15 protein-coding genes and 1 pseudogene are annotated in these 19,575 nt (G+C 71.7%); 10 read left to right on the top strand and 6 right to left on the bottom strand.

Translation table 11 applies throughout. The features are described 5' to 3' along the window. Nucleotides 1–487: 487 nt before the first annotated feature. The 6 genes and pseudogenes from ACIP63_RS21080 to ACIP63_RS21055 all read right to left on the bottom strand — a co-directional run bounded on the left by ACIP63_RS21080 (nt 488) and on the right by ACIP63_RS21055 (nt 7,940). Nucleotides 488–979 carry a hypothetical protein gene (locus ACIP63_RS21080; protein WP_401517608.1) on the bottom strand — a complete coding sequence of 164 codons (492 nt, stop codon included), beginning with the start codon at nt 977–979 and terminating at the stop codon, nt 488–490. Between the two features lie 140 nt (nt 980–1,119). Further along, nucleotides 1,120–2,259 carry an NUDIX hydrolase gene (locus tag ACIP63_RS21075; protein ID WP_401517606.1) on the bottom strand — a complete coding sequence of 380 codons (1,140 nt, stop codon included), beginning with the start codon at nt 2,257–2,259 and terminating at the stop codon, nt 1,120–1,122. 938 nt (nt 2,260–3,197) lie between these two features. Then, nucleotides 3,198–3,308, bottom strand: a pseudogene (locus ACIP63_RS21070) (3-hydroxyacyl-CoA dehydrogenase family protein); the annotation flags it as partial. A 168-nt stretch (nt 3,309–3,476) separates the two neighbouring features. Continuing rightward, the gene (gene gndA, locus ACIP63_RS21065; protein WP_401517604.1) at nt 3,477–4,916 is read right to left on the bottom strand and encodes an NADP-dependent phosphogluconate dehydrogenase; all 1,440 of its coding nucleotides are present in this window, start codon (nt 4,914–4,916) and stop codon (nt 3,477–3,479) included. Nucleotides 4,917–5,115: 199 nt separating this feature from the next. Then, the gene (locus ACIP63_RS21060; RefSeq protein ID WP_401517602.1) at nt 5,116–6,948 is read right to left on the bottom strand and encodes an ABC transporter ATP-binding protein; all 1,833 of its coding nucleotides are present in this window, start codon (nt 6,946–6,948) and stop codon (nt 5,116–5,118) included. Between the two features lie 515 nt (nt 6,949–7,463). After that, nucleotides 7,464–7,940 (bottom strand): DUF5709 domain-containing protein, encoded by a 477-nt coding sequence (locus tag ACIP63_RS21055; protein WP_401517601.1) that lies wholly within the window; start codon nt 7,938–7,940, stop codon nt 7,464–7,466. A gap of 214 nt (nt 7,941–8,154) precedes the next feature. Here ACIP63_RS21055 and ACIP63_RS21050 point away from each other — a divergent pair, with 214 nt between their 5' ends. The 10 genes from ACIP63_RS21050 to ACIP63_RS21005 are packed head-to-tail and all read left to right on the top strand — an operon-like array spanning nt 8,155 to nt 19,392. After that, nucleotides 8,155–9,411 carry an ATP-grasp domain-containing protein gene (locus ACIP63_RS21050; RefSeq protein ID WP_401517599.1) on the top strand — a complete coding sequence of 419 codons (1,257 nt, stop codon included), beginning with the start codon at nt 8,155–8,157 and terminating at the stop codon, nt 9,409–9,411. After that, entirely contained in the window at nt 9,408–10,247 is an 840-nt protein-coding gene (locus tag ACIP63_RS21045) for a Rossmann-like domain-containing protein (RefSeq protein WP_401517597.1), read from the top strand. The genes ACIP63_RS21050 and ACIP63_RS21045 overlap by 4 nt, the downstream gene beginning before the upstream one ends. Next, nucleotides 10,244–11,329, top strand: coding sequence for a PLP-dependent cysteine synthase family protein (locus tag ACIP63_RS21040; protein ID WP_401517595.1), 1,086 nt, complete (start codon nt 10,244–10,246; stop codon nt 11,327–11,329). The genes ACIP63_RS21045 and ACIP63_RS21040 overlap by 4 nt, the downstream gene beginning before the upstream one ends. After that, the gene (locus ACIP63_RS21035) at nt 11,326–12,393 is read left to right on the top strand and encodes an enolase C-terminal domain-like protein (protein ID WP_401517593.1); all 1,068 of its coding nucleotides are present in this window, start codon (nt 11,326–11,328) and stop codon (nt 12,391–12,393) included. The genes ACIP63_RS21040 and ACIP63_RS21035 overlap by 4 nt, the downstream gene beginning before the upstream one ends. Then, on the top strand, nt 12,390–13,664 hold the full coding sequence (locus ACIP63_RS21030; RefSeq protein ID WP_401517592.1) for an MFS transporter: 1,275 nt from the start codon (nt 12,390–12,392) through the stop codon (nt 13,662–13,664). The genes ACIP63_RS21035 and ACIP63_RS21030 overlap by 4 nt, the downstream gene beginning before the upstream one ends. Further along, on the top strand, nt 13,661–14,500 hold the full coding sequence (locus ACIP63_RS21025; RefSeq protein ID WP_401517590.1) for a class I SAM-dependent DNA methyltransferase: 840 nt from the start codon (nt 13,661–13,663) through the stop codon (nt 14,498–14,500). The genes ACIP63_RS21030 and ACIP63_RS21025 overlap by 4 nt, the downstream gene beginning before the upstream one ends. Next, entirely contained in the window at nt 14,497–16,092 is a 1,596-nt protein-coding gene (locus ACIP63_RS21020; RefSeq protein ID WP_401517588.1) for an ABC transporter substrate-binding protein, read from the top strand. The genes ACIP63_RS21025 and ACIP63_RS21020 overlap by 4 nt, the downstream gene beginning before the upstream one ends. After that, a complete protein-coding gene (locus tag ACIP63_RS21015; protein WP_401517586.1) occupies nt 16,089–17,042 on the top strand; it encodes an ABC transporter permease in 954 nt (317 codons plus the stop codon). Before ACIP63_RS21020 ends, ACIP63_RS21015 begins: the two co-directional genes overlap by 4 nt. After that, the gene (locus ACIP63_RS21010) at nt 17,039–17,848 is read left to right on the top strand and encodes an ABC transporter permease (protein ID WP_401517585.1); all 810 of its coding nucleotides are present in this window, start codon (nt 17,039–17,041) and stop codon (nt 17,846–17,848) included. The genes ACIP63_RS21015 and ACIP63_RS21010 overlap by 4 nt, the downstream gene beginning before the upstream one ends. Then, complete coding sequence (locus ACIP63_RS21005) at nt 17,845–19,392, top strand: ABC transporter ATP-binding protein (protein ID WP_401517583.1); 1,548 nt, start codon at nt 17,845–17,847, stop codon at nt 19,390–19,392. The genes ACIP63_RS21010 and ACIP63_RS21005 overlap by 4 nt, the downstream gene beginning before the upstream one ends. Nucleotides 19,393–19,575 lie beyond the last annotated feature (183 nt).

The following is a 19,575-nucleotide window of genomic DNA, read 5'->3' as shown; positions in this document are numbered from 1 at the left end:
CCAGGGTGACGGCGGCGGTGCCGTCGGGGCCGGTGGGCGCCTCACCGGTCGAGCCGGGCCGGCCCGTGTAGACCTGCGGGACTGGTGGTCGGTGGCGGAGGTGAACCTCCACAACTGACGCTTCGCAGAGGTCGGGCGGCCCGTTGGACGGGCCGCCCCGCTTCGTCGTGTCGGCTCACTGCGTGGCGGAATCGCGATACCGAGACTTGGTCCCCGAGCCCGGACGCCTCCACGTCGGCGTGGACCTCGCCGGCGGCGGTGGCTGCGGCGAGCAGGGGCGCGCATACCGGTAGGAGGCGGTCGAGCAAGCAGGCATGCAGCGCTTCGCATGGGACAAATCCTGGACACGAAATCGCCCCAAGTGTCAACTATTCGTCATGGTCGTCCGAATCCCTTGGTGGCACCATCGCAAGGAGATTCACCGGACGCCCCGGACGGGCGCGCGGAGAGCGGAGGACGACGCACATGCCGGCCGTTGAGAACGACCCTAGTTACGTGTCAGCTTCTCGATCTTCCGCTGGACGTCGACGATCGCGATGCGCGCGGCTTCGAGCCTGATGCCCTGCGCGCGGGCGAGAGCGAGATGCTTGTTCAGCAGGCTCTGGTCCGCGGCGAGCTTGTCGACGTGGTTCTGCGGCAGTACCTTCGCCCGGTAGCCCTCCAGCTCCGCGACGACCACGCCGAACGGCAGCTCCGGGGAGCGCTGTTCGGCGATCCTGAGCCGGCTGACCACGTCGACCAGCTCACGCAGTTCGGCCGTACCGCCCTCGACGGCCGTCGTGAGCGACAGCCGGTTCAGCACGAGAAGCGCATCGCTCGCCGTGTCGTAGTCGGGCTGGTGCCACTGAACGGTCTGGTCGCGGCGGCGGTGGTTGACGACGAGCCAGGTGCTGACGACCAGGGCGGAGAGGGCGATCGCCGCCCCCCAAGTCCAAGAGGAGGAGAAGTCGCCGGCGGCGGAAGAATGAAGGGGCAGCATGGTGTTGTCCTTCCTGAGGATGGATGCTCGCCAGTTCACCTCGTTCACAGGTCTGGTGAGCGTCGGTGTTCTCCACACCAGTGCACGGTGTGATCCGGCCGCAGCCTCGGGCTCTCGCACAGTCCGGGGCCGCGGTGTTTCTAGGGGGTGCGGCGGCCGCGCAGATACGGCGGGTCCAGCAGATCCGCCGTGCCCCGGCGGAACAGGGCAGGCGGTTTCCCGGGGCCTGACCTGCGCACCTTGACGGTCTTGACCACGAAACCCGCGGTCTCCTCCACGACCTTGCGGTGGAAGTTCCCCGGGTTGAGCTTGTAGCCCCACACGGCCTCGTAGACCTTGCGCAGATCGGTGATGGTGAAGAGGTCGTCGCAGAAGGCGGTCGCGATGGTGGTGTGTTCCAGCCGGGCCCGGGTGTGTTCGAGTCCGTGCCGGATGATCTCTCCGTGGTCGAAGGCGAGGCTGCTGTGGGGGCCCCACAGCCATTCCTCGACCTCGACCCAGTCGGCCGCGTGGGCGTCGCTCGCACCGGTCACCTCTGGCGGATCCGGCATGACCGCCACAAAGGCGGTCGAGATGATCCGGCCCCGGGAGTCACGCTCCGGGCGCGAGTACGTGTGCAGTTGTTCCAGCCGGATCCCGGATCCGTCCAGCCCGGTCTCCTCCAAGAGTTCCCGCTTCGCCGTGTCCTCCAAGGACTCTCCCGGCCGGACGAACCCGCCTGGCAGGGCGAGCATTCCGAGATGCGGCTCCTTGCCACGCCGCACGAGCAGGACGCACAGTTGTTCCGAGCGGATCGTGAAGATCACGATGTCTGCCGTCGGCAGCGCCGCGACCCGTGGCCGCCTGAACGGAGCGGGCCCCGGATCGTCCCCGGCGATGACCTCCGCCAAGCGGCGCGCATCGACGACGGTTCCGTTCGGGACGGCGATGGGCAGGTCCTTCGGCGGCTCCGCGTAGTAGACGGCCATGCCGCGCTCGTGGACGCACCCCAGTTCATACGCGGTGGTGCGGCCGATGTAGCCGCCGGGATTTACGACGTACACCAGGTCCGAGGTGAAGATCTTTTCCAAGGTCGCCGCCTGGAGCTCGTGGTCCGACGACTCCGGAGGGTCGGACTCGAAGCGCACGAACTCACGCCCGCGGTCGACGATCCGGCAGATCGGCGGGCTCGTCACGGTCAGTCCGGCATTCGCGAAGGTCCGGGCAGCCGCCTGGACTTCGGGGTAGTGCTGACGGAAGCTCCCGATGAGAGCGACGGAGCCCTTGGCGGAGATACGCATAACGGGACTGTGCCAGGCGAACGCCGCCGATCCGAACTCCCGATAGCGCCTCCCTGACAAGAACTCGGGTGTTGTTCGAGGTGAGAGCAGGTTTCCCGGCAACATGTCAGAACCAAAAGAACCATGGCAGTTGCTTGCCCGGTGCTCTTGTCCGGCGAGGTGGCACAAGCTTGGGGCTGGGCAGGCGTCGGGCATGGTGCGGCGACATGAACTGACTGATGCGCAGTTGCGGGTGATCGAGCCGACCTTGGACGCTCTCGTGCCACGTCCGCAGGCGGACCCTTGGACTCACTCATCTAGGTACGTGAGCGGGACGTTCGGTGGCGTCCGGCCAAGCTAGGGCAGCTCGGCGCCCGTGTCCCTCCGGTAGTGCTGGTGCCTCGCCGCCGCTGACCGCGTAGCTCCCGGGCCGGCCCGCTTGTGGGGATCCTACAGAGTCTGTGCCCGCCTCTCCGACCCGTCGGGAGCATCGCCGACAGCGCAGCCGTGGTTGCCCTCGCGGGAGGGTCAGACCCCCACCGGTGGACAGCCGGTGGACAGATGCCTTCGGATGGGCCAGCACGTAGTGGCACGGGTCAACCTGGTGCACCTTCGCTGATCAGCAGAAACGTCACTCCGCAGCACGAGCCGACACCACACAACATGATTGCTCACGGTCTCGTAAATGTGTAGGCCCGGGGTCCGAGTCGCCAGGGACTTTCAGCTCTGTCGGAGGGACATCCGAGGGAGTTTCCCAGTACAAGCAGGGAACGCTGCGACAGCGCTGAAAGGCCCAGGGCTTCGGGCCCGGGTATCCGCGCCGTCGCTCCACAGCGCTCCGGCACGGCATCGGGTCGGCTGTACAGGACGAGGCTCTTCGGAGCCGCCCACGGCCCTGACCTCGGACAACGCGCCCGGCGGGCCCGGCGACGTGAGCGCCGGGCCCGCCGGTAGGACGGTCAGTCGTACGGGTAGAACCCCGAGCCCGTCTTGCGGCCGAGCCGGCCCGCGCCGACCATGCGCTGGAGCAGCGGGGGAGCAGCCTACAGGGGCTCCTTGCACTCCGCGTGCGAGGGGGCAGCGCCGGCGGTTGGGAGTCGGGCATTCCTTGCGCTTGCGTCCCTAAGCGCCGCAGCGCGGTTGATGGGAGCGGGGCCCGCTTTTCGTCTTCGATCGCTTCCGTGTCGGACTCGCCCTTGGAGGCATTTCGCTCCGGCGTGGGTTTCCGCGGGTGCCGGTCAGCTTTCGACTTCGGTCTTGTCGCCGCCCCACAGGGTGTGGAAGGTGCCGGGGCGGTCGGTGCGGTGGTAGGTGTGCGCGCCGAAGTAGTCGCGCTGGCCCTGGGTGAGGGCGGCGGGGAGGCGTTCGGCGCGCAGTGAGTCGTAGTAGGCGAGGGTGGCGGCGAAGGCCGGGGTGGGGACGCCCTGGGTGACGGCGGTGGCGATCACGGCGCGCCAGTCGTCCTGGGCGGCGGCGATCTCCTCCGCGAAGCTCTTGTCGGCGAGGAGGCTCGCCATGTGGGGCTGGGCCTCGTAGGCACTGGTGATGCGGTCGAGGAACGCGGCACGGATGATGCATCCGCCGCGCCAGATCGCGGCGACCTTGCCGAGGTCGATGTTCCAGTCGTACTGCTCGCTGCCGGCGGAGATCTCGTGGAAGCCCTGGGTGTAGGCGACGATCTTCGAGGCGTACAGGGCCTGTTCGACCTGGTCGGCGAAGGCCGCCGCCTCGTCCTTGCCGAGCTTGCGGGCGGTCGGCCCGGCGAGGTGGCGCGAGGCCTCGCGGAGGTCGGCGTGGCCGGAGACGGAGCGGGCGAAGACGGCCTCGGCGATGCCGGAGACGGGAACGCCCAGGTCGAGGGCGATCTGCACGGTCCAGCGGCCGGTTCCCTTCTGCTCCGCCTGGTCGAGCACGACATCCACGAAGGGCTTACCGGTCGCCGCATCGACGTGCGAGAGCACCTCTGCGGTGATCTCGATCAGGTAGGAGTCCAGGCGCCCGGTGTTCCAGGTGCGGAACACGTCCGCGATCTGCGCGGGGGAGTACCCGGCCACGTCACGGAGCAGGTGGTACGCCTCGGCGATGAGCTGCATGTCCGCGTACTCGATGCCGTTGTGCACCATCTTCACGAAGTGTCCGGCGCCGTCGGGGCCGATGTGCGTGACGCACGGCGTGCCGTCCTTGGCCTTCGCGGAGATCTTTTCCAGCATCGGCCCGAGCGAGTCGTACGACTCCTCGCTGCCGCCCGGCATGATGCTCGGTCCGTTGAGCGCGCCCTCCTCGCCGCCGGAGATGCCGGTGCCGACGAAGTGGATGCCCTGCTCGCGCAACTCGCGCTCCCGGCGGCGCGTGTCTTCGAAGTGCGCGTTGCCTCCGTCGATGATCACATCGCCGGGTTCCAGGAGAGGCGCGAACTCCGCGATGACCGCGTCCGTGGGCTCTCCGGCCTTCACCATGACGACCAGGCGTCGTGGCCTTTCCAGGGCTGCCACGAAGTCCTCGGCGCTCTCGGTCGCGATGAATGCACCCTCATCGCCGAACTGGTCGACGAGTTCACGGGTGCGGGCGGCCGTGCGGTTGTGCAGAGCGACTGTGTTTCCGTTGCGTGCGAAGTTCCGGGCCAGGTTGCGCCCCATGACGGCAAGTCCTGTGACACCGATCTGCGCTGTGCTGCTCATCGTGGCTCTGCCTGCTTCCGGTCTCGTGGCCTCCGGCACTGCGGCCGGCCATCATGATGGAACGGGCTGCCGAGCTTACGAGGTTCGGGCGCCCGCGGGCCGAGAGGCTGCCATGGTGTCGCCCATGTGGCCGTGGACGTGACACGCCCACGGCCACCGTGGTCAGTGATCGGCCGGGTGTGGCACCGGGGCCCCGCCGTCACCCCGCCTGTTCGGCCGCGGTGGCCCGCGCGTCGGTGTCGGACTCGACTAGGAACCCGCCGGACTGGTGGTGCCAGAGCTTGGCGTACGCGCCGTCGGTGAGCAGGAGTTCGTGGTGCGTGCCCTGCTCCACGATGCGGCCGTGGTCGAGCACGATGAGGTGGTCCATGGCGGCGACCGTACTCAGCCGGTGTGCGACGACCAGGGCGGTGCGGCCCTCCATCAGCTGCCACAGCGCCTGCTGGACGAGGGTCTCGCTCTCGGAGTCGAGCGCACTGGTCGCCTCGTCCAGCAGCAGGATCGGCGCGTCGCGGAGGATCGCCCGGGCGAGGGCGACCCGCTGGCGCTGCCCGCCGGAGAGCTTGACCCCGCGCTCCCCGACCATCGTGTCGAAGCCCGCCGGGAGCTGGTCGGCGAACTCGGTGACATGGGCCGCGTCGGCGGCGGCGCGGATCTCGGCGTCACTCGCGTCAGGGCGGGCGAAGAGGATGTTCTCGCGCAGGGTGCGGTGGAACATGGCCGGTTCCTGCGGGACGTACGCGATCAGGCTCCGCAGGTCCGACTGGCGCAGCCGGCTGATGTCCTGACCTCCGATCAGGATGCGGCCGGACCGGACGTCGGCCATCCGCAGCAGTAGCCGGGTGAGCGTGGTCTTGCCGCCGCCCGACCGTCCGACGAGGCCGATTCTCGCCCCGCTCGGCACGTCCAGTTCGAGGCCGTCGAAGATCGGGTCGCCCCCGTCGTGGGCGAAGGTGACGCCCTCGAAGCGGACGTCCGCGGCCCTCGGGGCCAGCGGCTCGGGGGTCGCGGGGTCGGTCACGGTGGGCTGTACGAGGAGCAGCTCGGTGAACTGGGCCGCCTCGGTCATCGAACTCTCGAGGCGGCGGTAGATCTGATTGAACTCGAACATGATGCGGGTCGAACCGGTGTAGTACGTGAAGGCGACCACGATCGCCTCCACGCTGCCGCCGCCGGCGCCGATCCCGACGGCGAGGAGCAGACCGAGTCCGTTGGTGAGAACGGACAGCGGTGCGACGAGTGTGTCGATGCGGAGATTGCCGTAGTCCCACGAACGCAGCGTCAGCCGCCGGGACTCCGCGACCCGTGCCCGGTGTTCGGCGGCCTCACGCTCCTCGGCCGCGAAGGCGCGCACGGTGTCCATGTTCATCAGCGCGTCGGACACGTGGCCCGAGACCCGGGCGATCGCCTCCTCGCGCCGGTTGACCAGCTTCTGGCGGCGTCGGATGAGGGGCGCGGCGCACACGGCGGTCAGCGTGATCATCGTCAGCAGGCCGGCCACCAGCAGGGGGTCGTAACTCCACAGGATCACCGTGCCGAACAGCAGCGGGGCCAGGCTTCCGACGATGTTGAACGTGAGGGTGTCGACGAACTCCTCGAAGCGGGAGGCGTAACTCAGCACCCTCTTGGTCAGGGACCCGGCGAAGTTGTCCTGGAAGAACGAGGCGTCCTTGGCGAACAGTTCGTCCATGCCGGTGACGTACAGGTGCTCTATGCCACGGGCGTCCACGCGGTTGAGGCAGTGGAGTCCCGCCCTCCACATGGTTTCCGCCAGGAGCAGGACTCCGGCGAACACGCCGACGTACGGGAGCGCCTCGCGGATGCCTATGGCTCCGTCCTCGGCGATCCGGCCGACGAGCTTGGCGACCACCAGTGGCGCGACGTACGTGATGCCGATGTTGCCGAGGGCCGGGAGCGCCAGTGCGGGAACGGAGAGTCCGCGCTGGCGGGACAGCTCCCGTAAGTAGTTGCGGAGAGCGAGCCGGACCGGGCCCCTGTGCGGTCCGGTGCCGTGAGACTGCTGCGATCCCATGCCGACCTCATGTCGTTATGTCGTTTCGCGGGCAGTTGCTCCGGACTTCACCGCGGTGGGGGCTCTGCCCTGAAGGGCGCGGCACCGACCGGGCGGAAGCGCTCGCCGCCCGTCCGTGGCGAGAGATCCGGGGGAGAGAAGTCTTCCGTGGCCGGGCGGTCGGCGTCCAAGCGTTTTCGGGGGGATGGGCAGGGCAGCGGCGCATTCCGGCCGGTCCGAGGGTGCCGGGAAGCGGACAAGCCGGGTTACGACCGGCGTCCGCCGTCGATGATGCGGGGCTCGGTCGTGAACCCGGTCCCTTCGAGGATCGTCACTGTCGCGCGCGTCCCCGTCGACAAGGCGGTTCCGGGGCATCGGTCAGCAGACGGTGTGGCCGGTTCCCGCCCCCCTGCCCGGCCGCCGCGGTGGGGCAGGGGGCCATGGGTCGGCTCATTCGGCCTCCGTCGGCTCCCTCGCCTCGGTGCCGGCCCCGTCGGTGCCGTGGGCGCCCCGGAGTCGAAACCGCCGGTGTGCCCTCAGGGCACCGGCTCCTCGCCGAACAGGTCCCTCTCCTCCGGGATCAGGTGCATCGCCGCTTCCTCCGCCGACGCCGCCGCGCCGTCGATGCCGACATCCTGCGCCGTGAGGGTGGACGGCACGTGCCCGTCGCCCTCCTGCGTGAGCCGGCCCGCGCGGTCCGTCCCCACTTCGGTGTCGTACAGCTCCCCGTCGCCGTCCGAGAGATCCCCGGGACCGTCCTGGGCCGGGGCGATGTCCTCGGGAACCTCCCTGGTCAGGCGCCTGTCGAGGGATTCGCCCGTGTGCTGCTCCGAGGCGGTGGTGCCCTCGTCGTCGACCGCCCAGGGCCGGTCCGGCGGGGAGTAGCCCTCGTCGAGGACGTCCTCGATCGCGGAGGTGTCCAGGGTGTCCTCGAGGTCCAGCAGGTCATCGGGGTCGGAGGCCTCCGGCTCCTGCGGCTGGTAGACGTCGTCCCCCCGGTCGCTCTCAGTCATGGCGTGGTCCCTTCCTCCGGGTCCCCTAGTGCAATTCCACTCCGGTCCGGCGAGGGACGCAACGGAAGCCGTTTCTCCGTCACTGGTGACGATGTTTTAGATGACAATGAAAACGATTGTCGATAGCGTGTGTGCGGTCGGGCCGGGAGCCTCCGCGTCAGGGGTGGCCCCTGCCTGCCCGCAATCCAAACGGCACTGTGAGAAGGGGGAGCTCGTGGCTCATCTGTTGGTTGTCGAGAGCTGGGTCGGATCGATGAGCAGACTGCTGCCGCGGGCCCTGGGGGAGGGTGGTCACCACTTCACCTTCCTCACCCGCGATCTGCACCACTACCTCCGAGCGGCACCGGAGGGGGCGGGGCACCCGCTGCTCACCGCACGTAACGTCGTCACGGCGCCCACCAATGACGTCGACACGCTGCTTCCCCAGGTCGAACGGTTGCACGGTGCCCTGCGCTTCGACGGGGTGGTCACGTCCTGTGACTACTACCTGCCGACCGCAGCCAGGATCGCCGCCCTGCTGGGTCTGCCGGGCCCCTCGGCCGAAGCCATGGAGAACGCCTGTCGCAAGGACGCCACCCGTCGCGTCCTGGCCGCCGCCGGTGTCCCCGGCCCTCGCTTCGCGGTGTGCGCGGACGGGGCGGAGGCCGCCCTGGCCGCCCGTGGCATCGGCTATCCGCTGGTGGTCAAGCCGGTGGACCTCTGCGCGGGCATGTTCGTACGCAGGGTCGACGACGCGGAACAGCTGGCCGCGGCCTGCCAGGCGCTGGCGGGCTTCCCGCGCAACGCCAGGGGGCAGCGGCGCGCACCTCACATCCTGCTCGAGGAGTTCCTCACCGGCCCCGAGGTAAGCGTCGAGACCGTGACCTGCCGCGGCGTCGCGCACGTCGTCGGCGTGACGGACAAGAGCGTCGGCGGGGCCCCGGCCTTCGTCGAGACCGGCCACATGTTCCCGGCCGCCCTGGACCCGGACGACCTGACCGCCGCGACCGGCACCGCGGTGAGCGCCGGGGCGGCGCTGGGGCTCGACGACGTCGTGGCGCACACCGAGATCAAGCTGACGGCGGACGGCCCCCGGGTCGTGGAGGTCAATCCCCGCCCGGCGGGCAACCGCATCACCGAACTGGTCCGCCACGTCACCGGGATCGACCTCGCCGCCGCCTGCGTCGATGTGGCGCTCGGCCGCGAACCCGACCTCCGCCGCCGTGACACGGGGCTGCGCAGCGCGGCCATCGGCTTCCTCGTCCCCGGCAGCGCGGGCACCCTCACGTCCGTGGAGGGCGTCGACGGCGTGCGGGACGCCGACGGGGTCCTCGAGGTCCAGGTCGCCGAGGCGGGCCGCACGGTCGAGGCGGCGGACAGCAACAACGCGTATCTCGGGCACATCATGGCGGGCGACGCCGACGGGCTCGGCGCTCGGGCCCGCGTCGAGTCGCTGCTCGCGGACGTACGCCCCCGGCTGGTGCGCTCATGACGACGACCTCGCCCGACCGGGCCCCGTGTCTCGGCACCCTCCTCCAGCGGGCGCTCCACGGCGAACTCGGCCCGGACCCCCTGACCCGCCGTATCGCCGTCGCCTTCACGACGTCCCAGGCCGTACGGCACGACGGGCGGCGGGGCGGATACCGCAACGAGGTCCTCAGCCTCCGGCTCGGCCGCGCCGTCGGGTCGTGCGCGGTCGAACCCGGGGCGCTTCCCGCCGGAACCGTCGAGGACTGCGCCGGCGCCGACGTGGCCGCACTCCTCGCCCACCCGCTGCTGCCCGTGCGCGTCGCGGCGCTGGACGCCTACCTGATGGACGTCATGCCCCACACCCCGTCCCACGGCGCGCAGCCGGTGACCATCCCCGCCGGGAGCTCGCTGGAGCGTTCACAGGCGCGGGCCGCCGCCGTGACCGACCTCCTGGACCTGGAGCCCGGCTCCACCGTGCTCGTCGTCGGGGTCGTCAACTCGCTGCTGGCCGAGCTGCGTTCGCGCGGCCTCACCGCAATTCCCTGCGACCTGAAGGGTGGCACCACCGAGTGGGGCGAGCCCATCACACCGGACGCCCTCGGGGAGATCGGCCGCTGCGACGCGGTGCTGGCCTCCGGCATGACGCTCGGCAACGGAACCTTCGACCCGCTGCGCCGGAGCTCCCAGGCGCACGGAAGGCCACTGGTCATGTTCGCGCAGACCGGTAGCGCCGTCCTGCCCCGCCTCCTGGGCGCCGGAGTGACCGCCGTCTGCGCGGAACCGTATCCCTTCTTCTGGCTCGACGGCGGGCCCGGAACCATCCACCACTACCGCGCGGACGACGGAGGCACCTCGTGACCACGGCATCCCTGCCCGCCCTCGCCCCCAACCGCGAGCTCCTCTCCCTCCTCGGCCGGACCCCGCTGGCCAGGATCACCACCGGACTGCCCCTGCCCCACCCCGGCTTCTGGGCCAAGCTCGAAGGACACGCCGTCGGCGGGATGAAGGCACGGGCCGCCGTCTCCATGCTCCTGGGCGCCGAGGAACGCGGCCAACTGCTCCCCGGCGCACCGGTCGTGGAATCGACCTCCGGCACACTCGGCATAGGCCTCGCCTTCGCCGGACAGGCCCTCGGGCACCCCGTCGTGCTCGTCGGCGACAGCGAACTCGAACCCTCCATGCGGCAGTTGCTCCGCTCGTACGGCGCGCGCCTCGAAATCGTCGACCGCCCCGCCGTGCACGGCGGCTGGCAGGGCGCACGCCTGGAGCGGCTGCACGACCTGCTCGGCCGGCTGCCCGGCGCCTACTGGCCCGACCAGTACAACAACCCTGACAACACCGCGGGTTACGCCTCGCTCGCGGCCGAACTGGCCACCCAGCTGGACCGCCTCGACATCCTCGTCTGCAGCGTCGGCACCGGGGGGCACAGCGCCGGGATCGCCGGACCGCTGCGCAGACACTGGCCCGGCCTGCGCGTCGTCGCCGTCGACTCCACCGGGTCCACCATCTTCGGCCAGGCCGCCGCGCCCCGGCTGATGCGCGGTCTCGGCAGCAGCATCCACCCGCGCAACGTCGCGTACGACGCTTTCGACGAGGTCCACTGGATCGGCCCGGCCGAAGCGGCCGACGCCTGCCGGCGCCTCGCCCGCGGCAACTTCGTCAGCGGTGGCTGGAGCACCGGCGCCGTGGCCCGCGTCTCCGCCTGGGCGGCCCGCACCCACCCCGGGGCCACCGTCGCCACCGTCTTCCCCGACGGGCCCCACCGCTACCTCTCCACCGTCTACGACGACGACTTCATGACCGCCCACCACCTGGACCCCGCCCGCGCGGCCGGAACCCCCGTCGACGTCCCGCACCCGAGCGTCCCGCAGACCGGGGGCTGGTCCAGGTGCACCACCGTCACCGATCCGCTGGCGGAACGACTGGAGAGGAAGCCGTGAAACTCACCCAGCACACCGTGCGGCTCGTCCTCGCCGAGCCGCTGCGCATCTCGCGGTCGACCATGACCGCCCGTGACGCCGTACGCCTCACCATCGAGCACGAAGGGCTCAGCGGCCATGGAGAGGCCGTCACCAGCGTCTTCTACGGCCTCGACACGGCAGCCCTGCAACGCCTCGCCGCCCGTACCGGAGAGCGGCTCACCCGCTTCGCCGGACCGGAGACCGCGCTGCACGCCCTGCGCGTCGGCGAGCTGTCCCCACCCGGCACCCCGGCCGCCGTGACCGCCGCCACCGAGGCGGCCCTCCTCGACCTGGTCGGCAAGCGCACCGCCACCGCCGTCCACCGCTTCCTCGGCTCTCCCGCCGCACCGAGGGCCGCCACCGCCCGTACGATCTCCCTCACCTCCCCGGGGCGGGCAGCCGCCCAGGCCCGCAGGCTGGCCGAAGCCGGATTCTCCGTCATCAAGATCAAGGCGGGCGACCCGGACGAGGAAACCGACCTGGACCGGGTACGCGCCGTCCGCGCCGCGGCCCCCGCCGCCCGGCTGCTCCTCGACCCCAACGGCGCCTGGACGGCAGGACAGGCACGCACGCTCCTGCCGCGGTTCGCCGATCTCGGTGTCGAAGCCGTGGAACAGCCCCTCACCCCCGGCGACCCGGAGGCCCTCGCCCGGCTCGCCGCACGTTCACCCCTCCCCGTGATCGCCGACGAGGACGCGGTCACCTACGAGGACGCGCGGCGGCTCGCCGGACGCGTCCACGGCATCAACGTCAAACTCGCCAAATGCGGCGGCGTCCACGCCGCTCTCCGCATCGCCGCCCTGATCGAGGGCAGTGGCACGGATCTGATGCTCGGCTGCCTGACGGCCAGCACCCTGGGCATCGCCCCCGCCGTCCACATCGCCGACCGGGCCCGCTGGACCGACCTCGACGGCCACCTCCTGCTCGCCCACGACCCATGGACCGGAATCGGCGGTGACGACGGCTACGTCGCCGCCAACGGGCTCCCGGGACTCGGCGTACGGCCCCGCGCCGAAGCCGGGGTCTGGAGCGCCGCCTCATGAGGACCGTGCACGAGATCCGCGGCTTCCCGCTCGCCATCCGCCTGCTGCTGGTCAATCAGCTCGGCGTCAACACCGGCTTCTACCTCCTCATCCCCTACCTCGCCACCCACCTCGGCGACAACCTGGGCATGTCGGCGGCCGTCGTCGGCATCGTCCTCGGCGTACGGAACCTGAGTCAGCAAGGCCTCTTCCTCATAGGCGGGTCCGCCGCCGACCGGCTCGGCGCCCGAGGCGTCATCATCGCCGGCTGCGCGATACGCACCGCCGGCTTCGCCCTCTTCGCGCTCGGTGACGGACTGCCCGTGCTGCTCGCCGCGTCCGTACTCAGCGGAGTGGCCGGGGCCCTGTTCAACCCCGCCGTCCGCACCTACCTCGCGCAGGAGGCGGGGGAGCGCAGAGCCGAGGCATTCGCCCTGTTCAACGTCTTCGCGACGACCGGCGCCCTCATCGGACCGCTCCTGGGCAGCGCCCTGCTGCTGGTCGACTTCCGGGCGTCCGCGCTCACCGCCGCCGGCATCTTCGCCCTGCTCACCGTCGCCCAGGCCCTGGTACTCCCCGCCCGGGACGTGCCACCGGCCACGGGCAGCGTCACCTCCGACTGGCGCGAAGCCCTCGGCAACCGCGCCTTCCTCGCCTTCGCACTGTCGATGGTCGGCATGTTCACCCTGGAGAACCAGCTCTACCTGCTGCTGCCGGCCGGCGCCCGCCAAGCCACCGGCTGGGACGGAGCCGCCGGACTCGTCTTCCTCGTGGGGACGGTCGCGGGCATCGCCTTCCAGCTGCGGATCACCCGCGCGCTCAAGAACCGGGGGACCAGAGGACGCTGGATAGCCACCGGCATGGTGCTGATGGGGCTCGCCTTCGTACCGCCGATGCTCGTCGCGGGCACGGACACACCGCCGGACGGCGCCCTGGACGCCACCCTGCGCGCCCTGCCCGTGCTGGCCGGCGCGCTCCTGCTCCACCTGGGCGTGATGACCGCGCAGCCCTTCGTCATGGAGCTGATCCCGGGCTTCGGCAGGCAGGCGCTGACGGGAACGTACTTCGGGATCTTCTACGCGGTCTCCGGCATCGCGGCGGCCGTCGGCAACGCGGCGGTCGGCTGGGCCATGGACGCCGCCCGGCGGGGCGGGGACGACAGCCCGGCCGAGCTGCTCCCCTGGGCCTGCTGCCTCGCGGCCGGGCTCCTCTCGGCGGCCGGCGTGACCTGGCTGCACCGCAAGGGCGCCCTGTCACGGCCACAGCCCGCGCCTGTGGCGGTGACGGCATGAAGCACCGTACGGGGAATCTGCTCACCGACCGCCCCGAGCTGTACGAGGCCAGATTCCCGGACCCCGAACGCCTCGCCGGACGCTGGGCGGAGGACCTCCTGCGACTCCACGGCGCCGGGCCGGCCGTTCTGGACCTGGGCTGCGGGACCGGCCGGGACGCCGCCGTCCTCCACCGTGCCGGACGCCGCGTCACCGGCGCCGACCTCTCCGGCACCATGCTCGCCCACGCCCGCGCCCACCACCCGGGTCCGGTGTACGTACAGGCCGATCTCAGCCGGTTCGATTTCGGTCAGCGGGTCTTCGACGCCGTGGTGTGCCTGGACAGTTCGCTGCTCTACTGCCACACGAACGAGCAGCTCGACGGCTTCCTGGCATCCTGCCGGCGCACCCTGGCGCCCGGCGGCCTGCTGGTCGGCGAGATGCGCAACGGAGCGTACTTCCTCGGCCGGGACGCACCCCCCACCGCGCCCGCCGTGTCCCGCTTCACCTGGCACGGCACGACCTACCGCTCGTCCACCGCACTGCGCGTCGACCGCGCCGCCCAGCTCCTGCGGCGCACACGCGTCTGGACCACCGACGACGGCGGCCCGCCCGTCGAGGAGCACTCCGCTTGGCGGCTGCTCCTGCCCCAGGAACTGCGCCACTTCCTGACCGCGCACGGCTTCGACGTACTCGCCCTGTACGACGGCCCCGGGCCACGCACCGAACCGGCCTGGCAGCCGGGAGCCGCCCCCGGTACGGCGGCCGACGGCGACCGGCTCCACGTCGTCGCGAGGAAACGGGCACCGGCCTCCACCGGCGATTCAGCACATCCAGCAACGGGAGATCAGCCATGACCGCATCAGCCGACAGACACGAACGCTTCCCCGGTCTGCACAGGCGCGGCTTCCTCGCCGCCGCCGGGGGAGCCGCGGGCCTCGGAGCGCTCACGCTCGCCGGATGCTCCGCGCCCGCCGCCACCGAGGCCGGCTCCGGCAAGGGCGACGGCACCCCCCGGCGCGGCGGACGGGTGCGGGCCGCCTTCGCCGGGGGCGGCGCGAGCGAGACCCTCGACCCGCACCTGGGGAACCTCTTCGCCGACGCGGCCCGCGGCAAGGCCCTCTTCGACAAACTCGCCGACTACGGCGCAGACCTGGCCGCGGTCCCACGCCTGGCCGAGACATGGGAACCGAACACCGGCCTCGACCGCTGGACCATCACCCTGAGGCAGGCGGAGTTCCACGACGGGAAGCCCGTGACGGCCGCCGACGTCCTGTACAGCTACCGCCGCATCGCCGACCCGGCGAAGGCGTACCGCGCCCGCGCGTCCCTGGAGCCCATCGACCTGAAGGCGAGCCGCGCCACGGGGGAGCGGACCGTCGAGTTCGTGCTCAAGCGGCCGACCGCCGAATTCCCCAACGTGATGGCCGCCTTCGGCACCTTCATCGTGCGGGACGGCGCCACCGGATTCGACCGCGAGCCCATCGGCACCGGCCCCTTCCGCTTCGTCTCCTTCACCCCCGGCCGGTCCACCGTCCTGCGCCGCAACGACACCCACTGGGAGGGCGCCCCGCACCTCGACGAGCTCGAATTCGTCGTCGCCAACGAGGAGTCCGCCCGCATCAACGCCCTCCTCGGCGGCCAGGTGGAGTACGCGCACGAGCTCAACCCCGCCACCGGGCGCGCCCACGAGAAGGCCGGCGCCGTCGAGATCGTCCGGCTGCGGAACAGCGCCATGCAGGCGTTCGCCATGAAGACCGACCGCCCGCCCTTCGACGACCCCCGGGTCCGCGAGGCGTTCTTCCTCATCGCCGACCGCGAGGAACTGGTGGCCGGCGCCCTGTCCGGCGCGGGCGAGAAGGGCAACGACCTCTTCGGCAAGGGATACGAGTACTACGCGGACGAACTCCCCCAGCGCGAACAGGACATCGGCCGCGCCCGCAGACTCCTCGCGCAGGCCGGTGCGCAGGACCTGAAGGTCACACTCGACACCTCCGCAGTCGCCGCCGGCTTCACCGAGGCCGCCGGCATCTTCCGGGACCAGGCGGCACGCGCCGGAGTCACCGTCGACGTACGCATGGGGAGCAAGGACTCCTACTGGAAGGACATCCTCGACTCCGGCACCCTGTGCTGCTACCGGTCCGGGGCCATGCCCATCGAGTCCCACATCTCCCAGCGGCTGCTCACCGATTCCACCACCAACGCCACCAGGTGGCAGGACAAGAGCTTCGACGCGCTCTACCGGCAGGCCCAGTCCACCAGGGACAGGACGGCCCGGGCGGCCCTCTACGGGCGGATGCAGCGACAGCTGCACGCCGAAGGAGGCTTCCTCGTCTGGGGATTCGGCGACTGGATCCTCGGCACATCACGCTCCCTGCGCGGTGTCGCACGCGAGGCACCCGCCAACACCCTGGACTGGGCACGCTTCGACAAGGTCTGGCTGGCGTGAACGGACTCCGTTCCTGGGTCGCCCGGCGGCTGCTCCTCGGTGCCCTGCAGACCGCGGCCGTCGTGCTGCTGGTCTTCGCACTCACCGAGGCGCTGCCGGGCGACGCGGCGGTGGCCTTCGCCGGGGACCAGCCCGACCCGCAGCGCATCGCGGCGGTCCGCGAGGCGATGGGGCTCGACCGTCCCGCCCATGAGCGGCTGGCGGACTGGGTCGTGGGGCTGCTCCACGGCGACTTCGGCACCTCGCTCACCTCCGGGCGGCCCGTCGCCGGATTCCTCGCGGACGGCTTCGGCCCCACCCTGCTCCTCGCCACCGCCGCCGTCCTGCTCCTGGTCCCGGTGGGGGTGGGTCTCGGCGTCCTCGCCGCCCGCCACGAAGGGCGGTTCACCGACCGGCTGATCAGCTCCGCGACCCTCGGGGTCTACGCGGTGCCCGAATTCGCCCTCGGTGTACTGCTGGTGAGCGCCTTCGCCCTGCGGCTCGGCTGGCTCCCGCCGACCGCCGTCGGCTACGGCACAGGGCTGCTCGCGCACCCCACCGTGCTCGTCCTGCCCGTCCTGGTCCTGCTCGCCCGCCCCGTCTGCTCGCTGGCCCGCCTGGTCCGGGCCGGCATGATCGAGGCGCTTGCCGCCCCGTACACCGCCCATGCCGAGCGGTACGGGATCTCCGGCGCCCGCATCCGCTACCGGCACGCCCTGCCCAACGCCCTGGCCCCCGCCACGCAGCAGCTCGCCCGCACCATCGACTGGCTGTTGTGCGGCGTCATCGTCGTGGAGGCCCTCTACGTGATCCCCGGACTCGGCACCCTCCTCATGAACGCCGTTGCCGACCGCGACATCCCCGTCGTACAGGGACTCGCGGTGGTCTTCGGCCTCGCCACCGTCGTGCTCAACCTCGGCGCCGACCTCGTCACCCACCGGCTCGCACCACGCTCGGGGGTGGCGGCGTGAAGCGGCTCCGCAGATACGGCCCCGGGGCCGCCGTCGCCGCGGTCCCGCTCGGTCTCGCCCTCGCCGGGCCGTTCCTCGTCGGAGAGCCCTCGGCCCGCGCCGCCTCCTTCACCCTCGGCGGCGGCCACCTGCTGGGTACGGACTTCGTCGGCCGGGACGTCGTGCACCAGGTGCTGCTCGGCGGACGGCCCGTGGTCCTCGTCGCGCTTGCGGCCACGGTCCTCGCGTACCTCGTCGCCCTGCCTCTCGGCCTGATCAGCGCGCTCACCCACCGGAGGTGGCTGGAGGAAGTGCTGATGCGTCCGCTGGACGTACTGCTCGCCGTGCCCTCGCTGCTCATGATCCTGCTGGTCGCCGCCGTCTTCCCGCCCGGCGCGGCGGGACTCGCGCTGCTGGTCGCCTTCGTCTCCGTCCCGGACACCACCCGGATCGTCCGGGCCGCCGCCGCCGAGGCGGCGTCCCGGCCCGCCGTCGAGGCGCTGCGCATGCAGGGGGAGAGCTGGTGGCGCCTCGCCGTCGGATACGTCGGGCGTTCCATCCTGCGCACCCTGGCCACCGACGCGGGAATCCGGCTGACCGGCGTGCTCTACCTGGTCGCCACCGCCGCCTTCCTCGGCATCGGGGTCGCCCCGGACGCCGCCGACTGGGCGGTGATGGTGGACCGCAACCGCGCCGGACTGCTCATCCAGCCCTGGGCGGTCGTCGTGCCCGCCGTGCTCATCGTCGCACTCACCATGGGCAGCAACCTGCTGGTCGACGCCGCCATGGAGAACCGCACCCCGCCCCGGAAGGGCCGTCGCCCATGAACGAGAACCCCGTGATCGCCTCCGTCACCGGGCTGACCGTCGAGGTGGACGGGCGGACGCTCGTCGACCGGCTCTCGCTCCGCATCAGGTCCGGCACCGTCACCGCCCTGGTCGGCGCGTCCGGCAGCGGCAAGACCACGACCGGCCTCGCCCTGCTCGGCGAATACCCCGCGGGCGCGCGGGTGACGGGCGAGGTGGCCGTGCACGGTGCCCGGATCGGCTACGTCCCCCAGCACCCCGCGGCGGTCCTCAACCCGGCCCGCCGCACGGACGCCCTCCTGCACGACATGGCACGCCGGCAGGTGCGGGACCTGCCCCGGCCGCAGCGCCGGGCCGAGGCACGGCAGCGTGTCACCCGCGCCCTCGCCGATGCCCAGCTCGACGGCGGCGACGAGGTACTGAGCCGCTATCCGCACCAGCTGTCCGGCGGCCAGCAGCAGCGCGTCGTCCTGGCGCAGGCGCTGCTCCTCGGCGCCCGCGTCATCGTCGCGGACGAGCCCACCACCGGGCAGGACGCCCTGACCAAGCGGCGCATCGTCGACCAGCTCGCGGCGGTGACGGCCCGGGGCATCGCCGTGCTGCTGCTCAGCCACGACCTCGACGTCGTACGCGAACTGGCCGACGAGGTACTGGTGATGCGCGGCGGCCGGGTGGTGGAGCGGGGAACGGCCCACCGGATCCTGGACGCCCCCACGCACCCGTGGACCAAGGAGCTCCTCGCCGAACCGAGGACCCTGCCGTACGCGGACCCCGGGCGCACCGGCGCGGAGCTGCTGAGCGTCAGCGGACTCACCGCCCGCCACCGCACCGGCGGCACCCGCGTCCCCGTGCTGAGCGTGGACCGGCTCTCGCTCCGCAGCGGCGAATGCCTCGCCGTCGTCGGACGCTCGGGCAGCGGAAAGACCACCCTCGCCCGCTGTCTCGCAGGGCTCCACCGCGACCACACCGGGCAGATCCTGCTCGACGGCACCGCGCTGCCGCGCAGTCTGCGGGACCGCAGCCGCGAGCAGCTCGCCGCCGTGCAGTACGTCTTCCAGGACGCCCGGGCCGCCTTCGACGAACACCGGCCGGTCCTGGACCAGGTGGCCCGTACAGCGGTACGCCTGCACGGCACCGGCCACCGGGAGGCGACGGCGGAGGCCCGGCGCGTGCTGACGGACCTCGGACTGGACGCGGCTCTCGTCGGCAGGCTGCCGGGCCTGCTCTCCGGCGGCGAACTCCAGCGTGCGGCCCTCGCCCGAGCCCTCCTCGCGCGGCCCCGGGTGCTGGTCTGCGACGAGATCACCTCGGGGCTGGACCCGGTGGCGCGGCGCTCCCTGCTGGACCTGCTCGCCACGTCGATCCGCCGCCAGGACGGTCCGGGCGTCGTGCTGATCACACACGACCTCGAGACCGCGGCCCCGGCCACCCGCGTGGCGGTGCTGGACGGCGGAGAAGTGGTCGAGGAAGGTCCCCGGGAACAGATTCTGACCGCTCCCCGGCACCCGTTCACGGTCTCGCTGCTCGGTGCCTCGCGGGGGCGGGGGACCGCCCTGCGTCCCTGAAGCGGAACCGTGCCCACCTGTCCGGACGTACACTCGGCTCATGGGTCACATCGGCGTCACAGGGAAGTGCCTGCACAAGGCCGCCCCCGGTGTGCCCGCGAGCTACCGCCTCGCCCTGCACGGACACGGCTAGCGACCTTCAGCGGTTGTCACCGCCCGTCCCGCCCTCCCACCGTGTCCGCG

It is taken from the genome of Streptomyces sp. NPDC088746, from assembly GCF_044751065.1.
In the GTDB taxonomy this organism is placed as follows: Bacteria; Actinomycetota; Actinomycetes; order Streptomycetales; family Streptomycetaceae; genus Streptomyces.
This window is presented reverse-complemented; position numbering and strand designations above follow the sequence as displayed.

Coding starts and splice junctions, on each gene's coding strand:
- ACIP63_RS21080 (WP_401517608.1), bottom strand. CDS start 979: ATGCTGCCCCTTCATTCTTCCGCCGCCGGCGACTTCTCCTCCTCTTGG.
- ACIP63_RS21075 (WP_401517606.1), bottom strand. CDS start 2,259: ATGCGTATCTCCGCCAAGGGCTCCGTCGCTCTCATCGGGAGCTTCCGT.
- gndA (WP_401517604.1), bottom strand. CDS start 4,916: ATGAGCAGCACAGCGCAGATCGGTGTCACAGGACTTGCCGTCATGGGG.
- ACIP63_RS21060 (WP_401517602.1), bottom strand. CDS start 6,948: ATGGGATCGCAGCAGTCTCACGGCACCGGACCGCACAGGGGCCCGGTC.
- ACIP63_RS21055 (WP_401517601.1), bottom strand. CDS start 7,940: ATGACTGAGAGCGACCGGGGGGACGACGTCTACCAGCCGCAGGAGCCG.
- ACIP63_RS21045 (WP_401517597.1), top strand. CDS start 9,408: ATGACGACGACCTCGCCCGACCGGGCCCCGTGTCTCGGCACCCTCCTC.
- ACIP63_RS21030 (WP_401517592.1), top strand. CDS start 12,390: ATGAGGACCGTGCACGAGATCCGCGGCTTCCCGCTCGCCATCCGCCTG.
- ACIP63_RS21025 (WP_401517590.1), top strand. CDS start 13,661: ATGAAGCACCGTACGGGGAATCTGCTCACCGACCGCCCCGAGCTGTAC.
- ACIP63_RS21020 (WP_401517588.1), top strand. CDS start 14,497: ATGACCGCATCAGCCGACAGACACGAACGCTTCCCCGGTCTGCACAGG.
- ACIP63_RS21005 (WP_401517583.1), top strand. CDS start 17,845: ATGAACGAGAACCCCGTGATCGCCTCCGTCACCGGGCTGACCGTCGAG.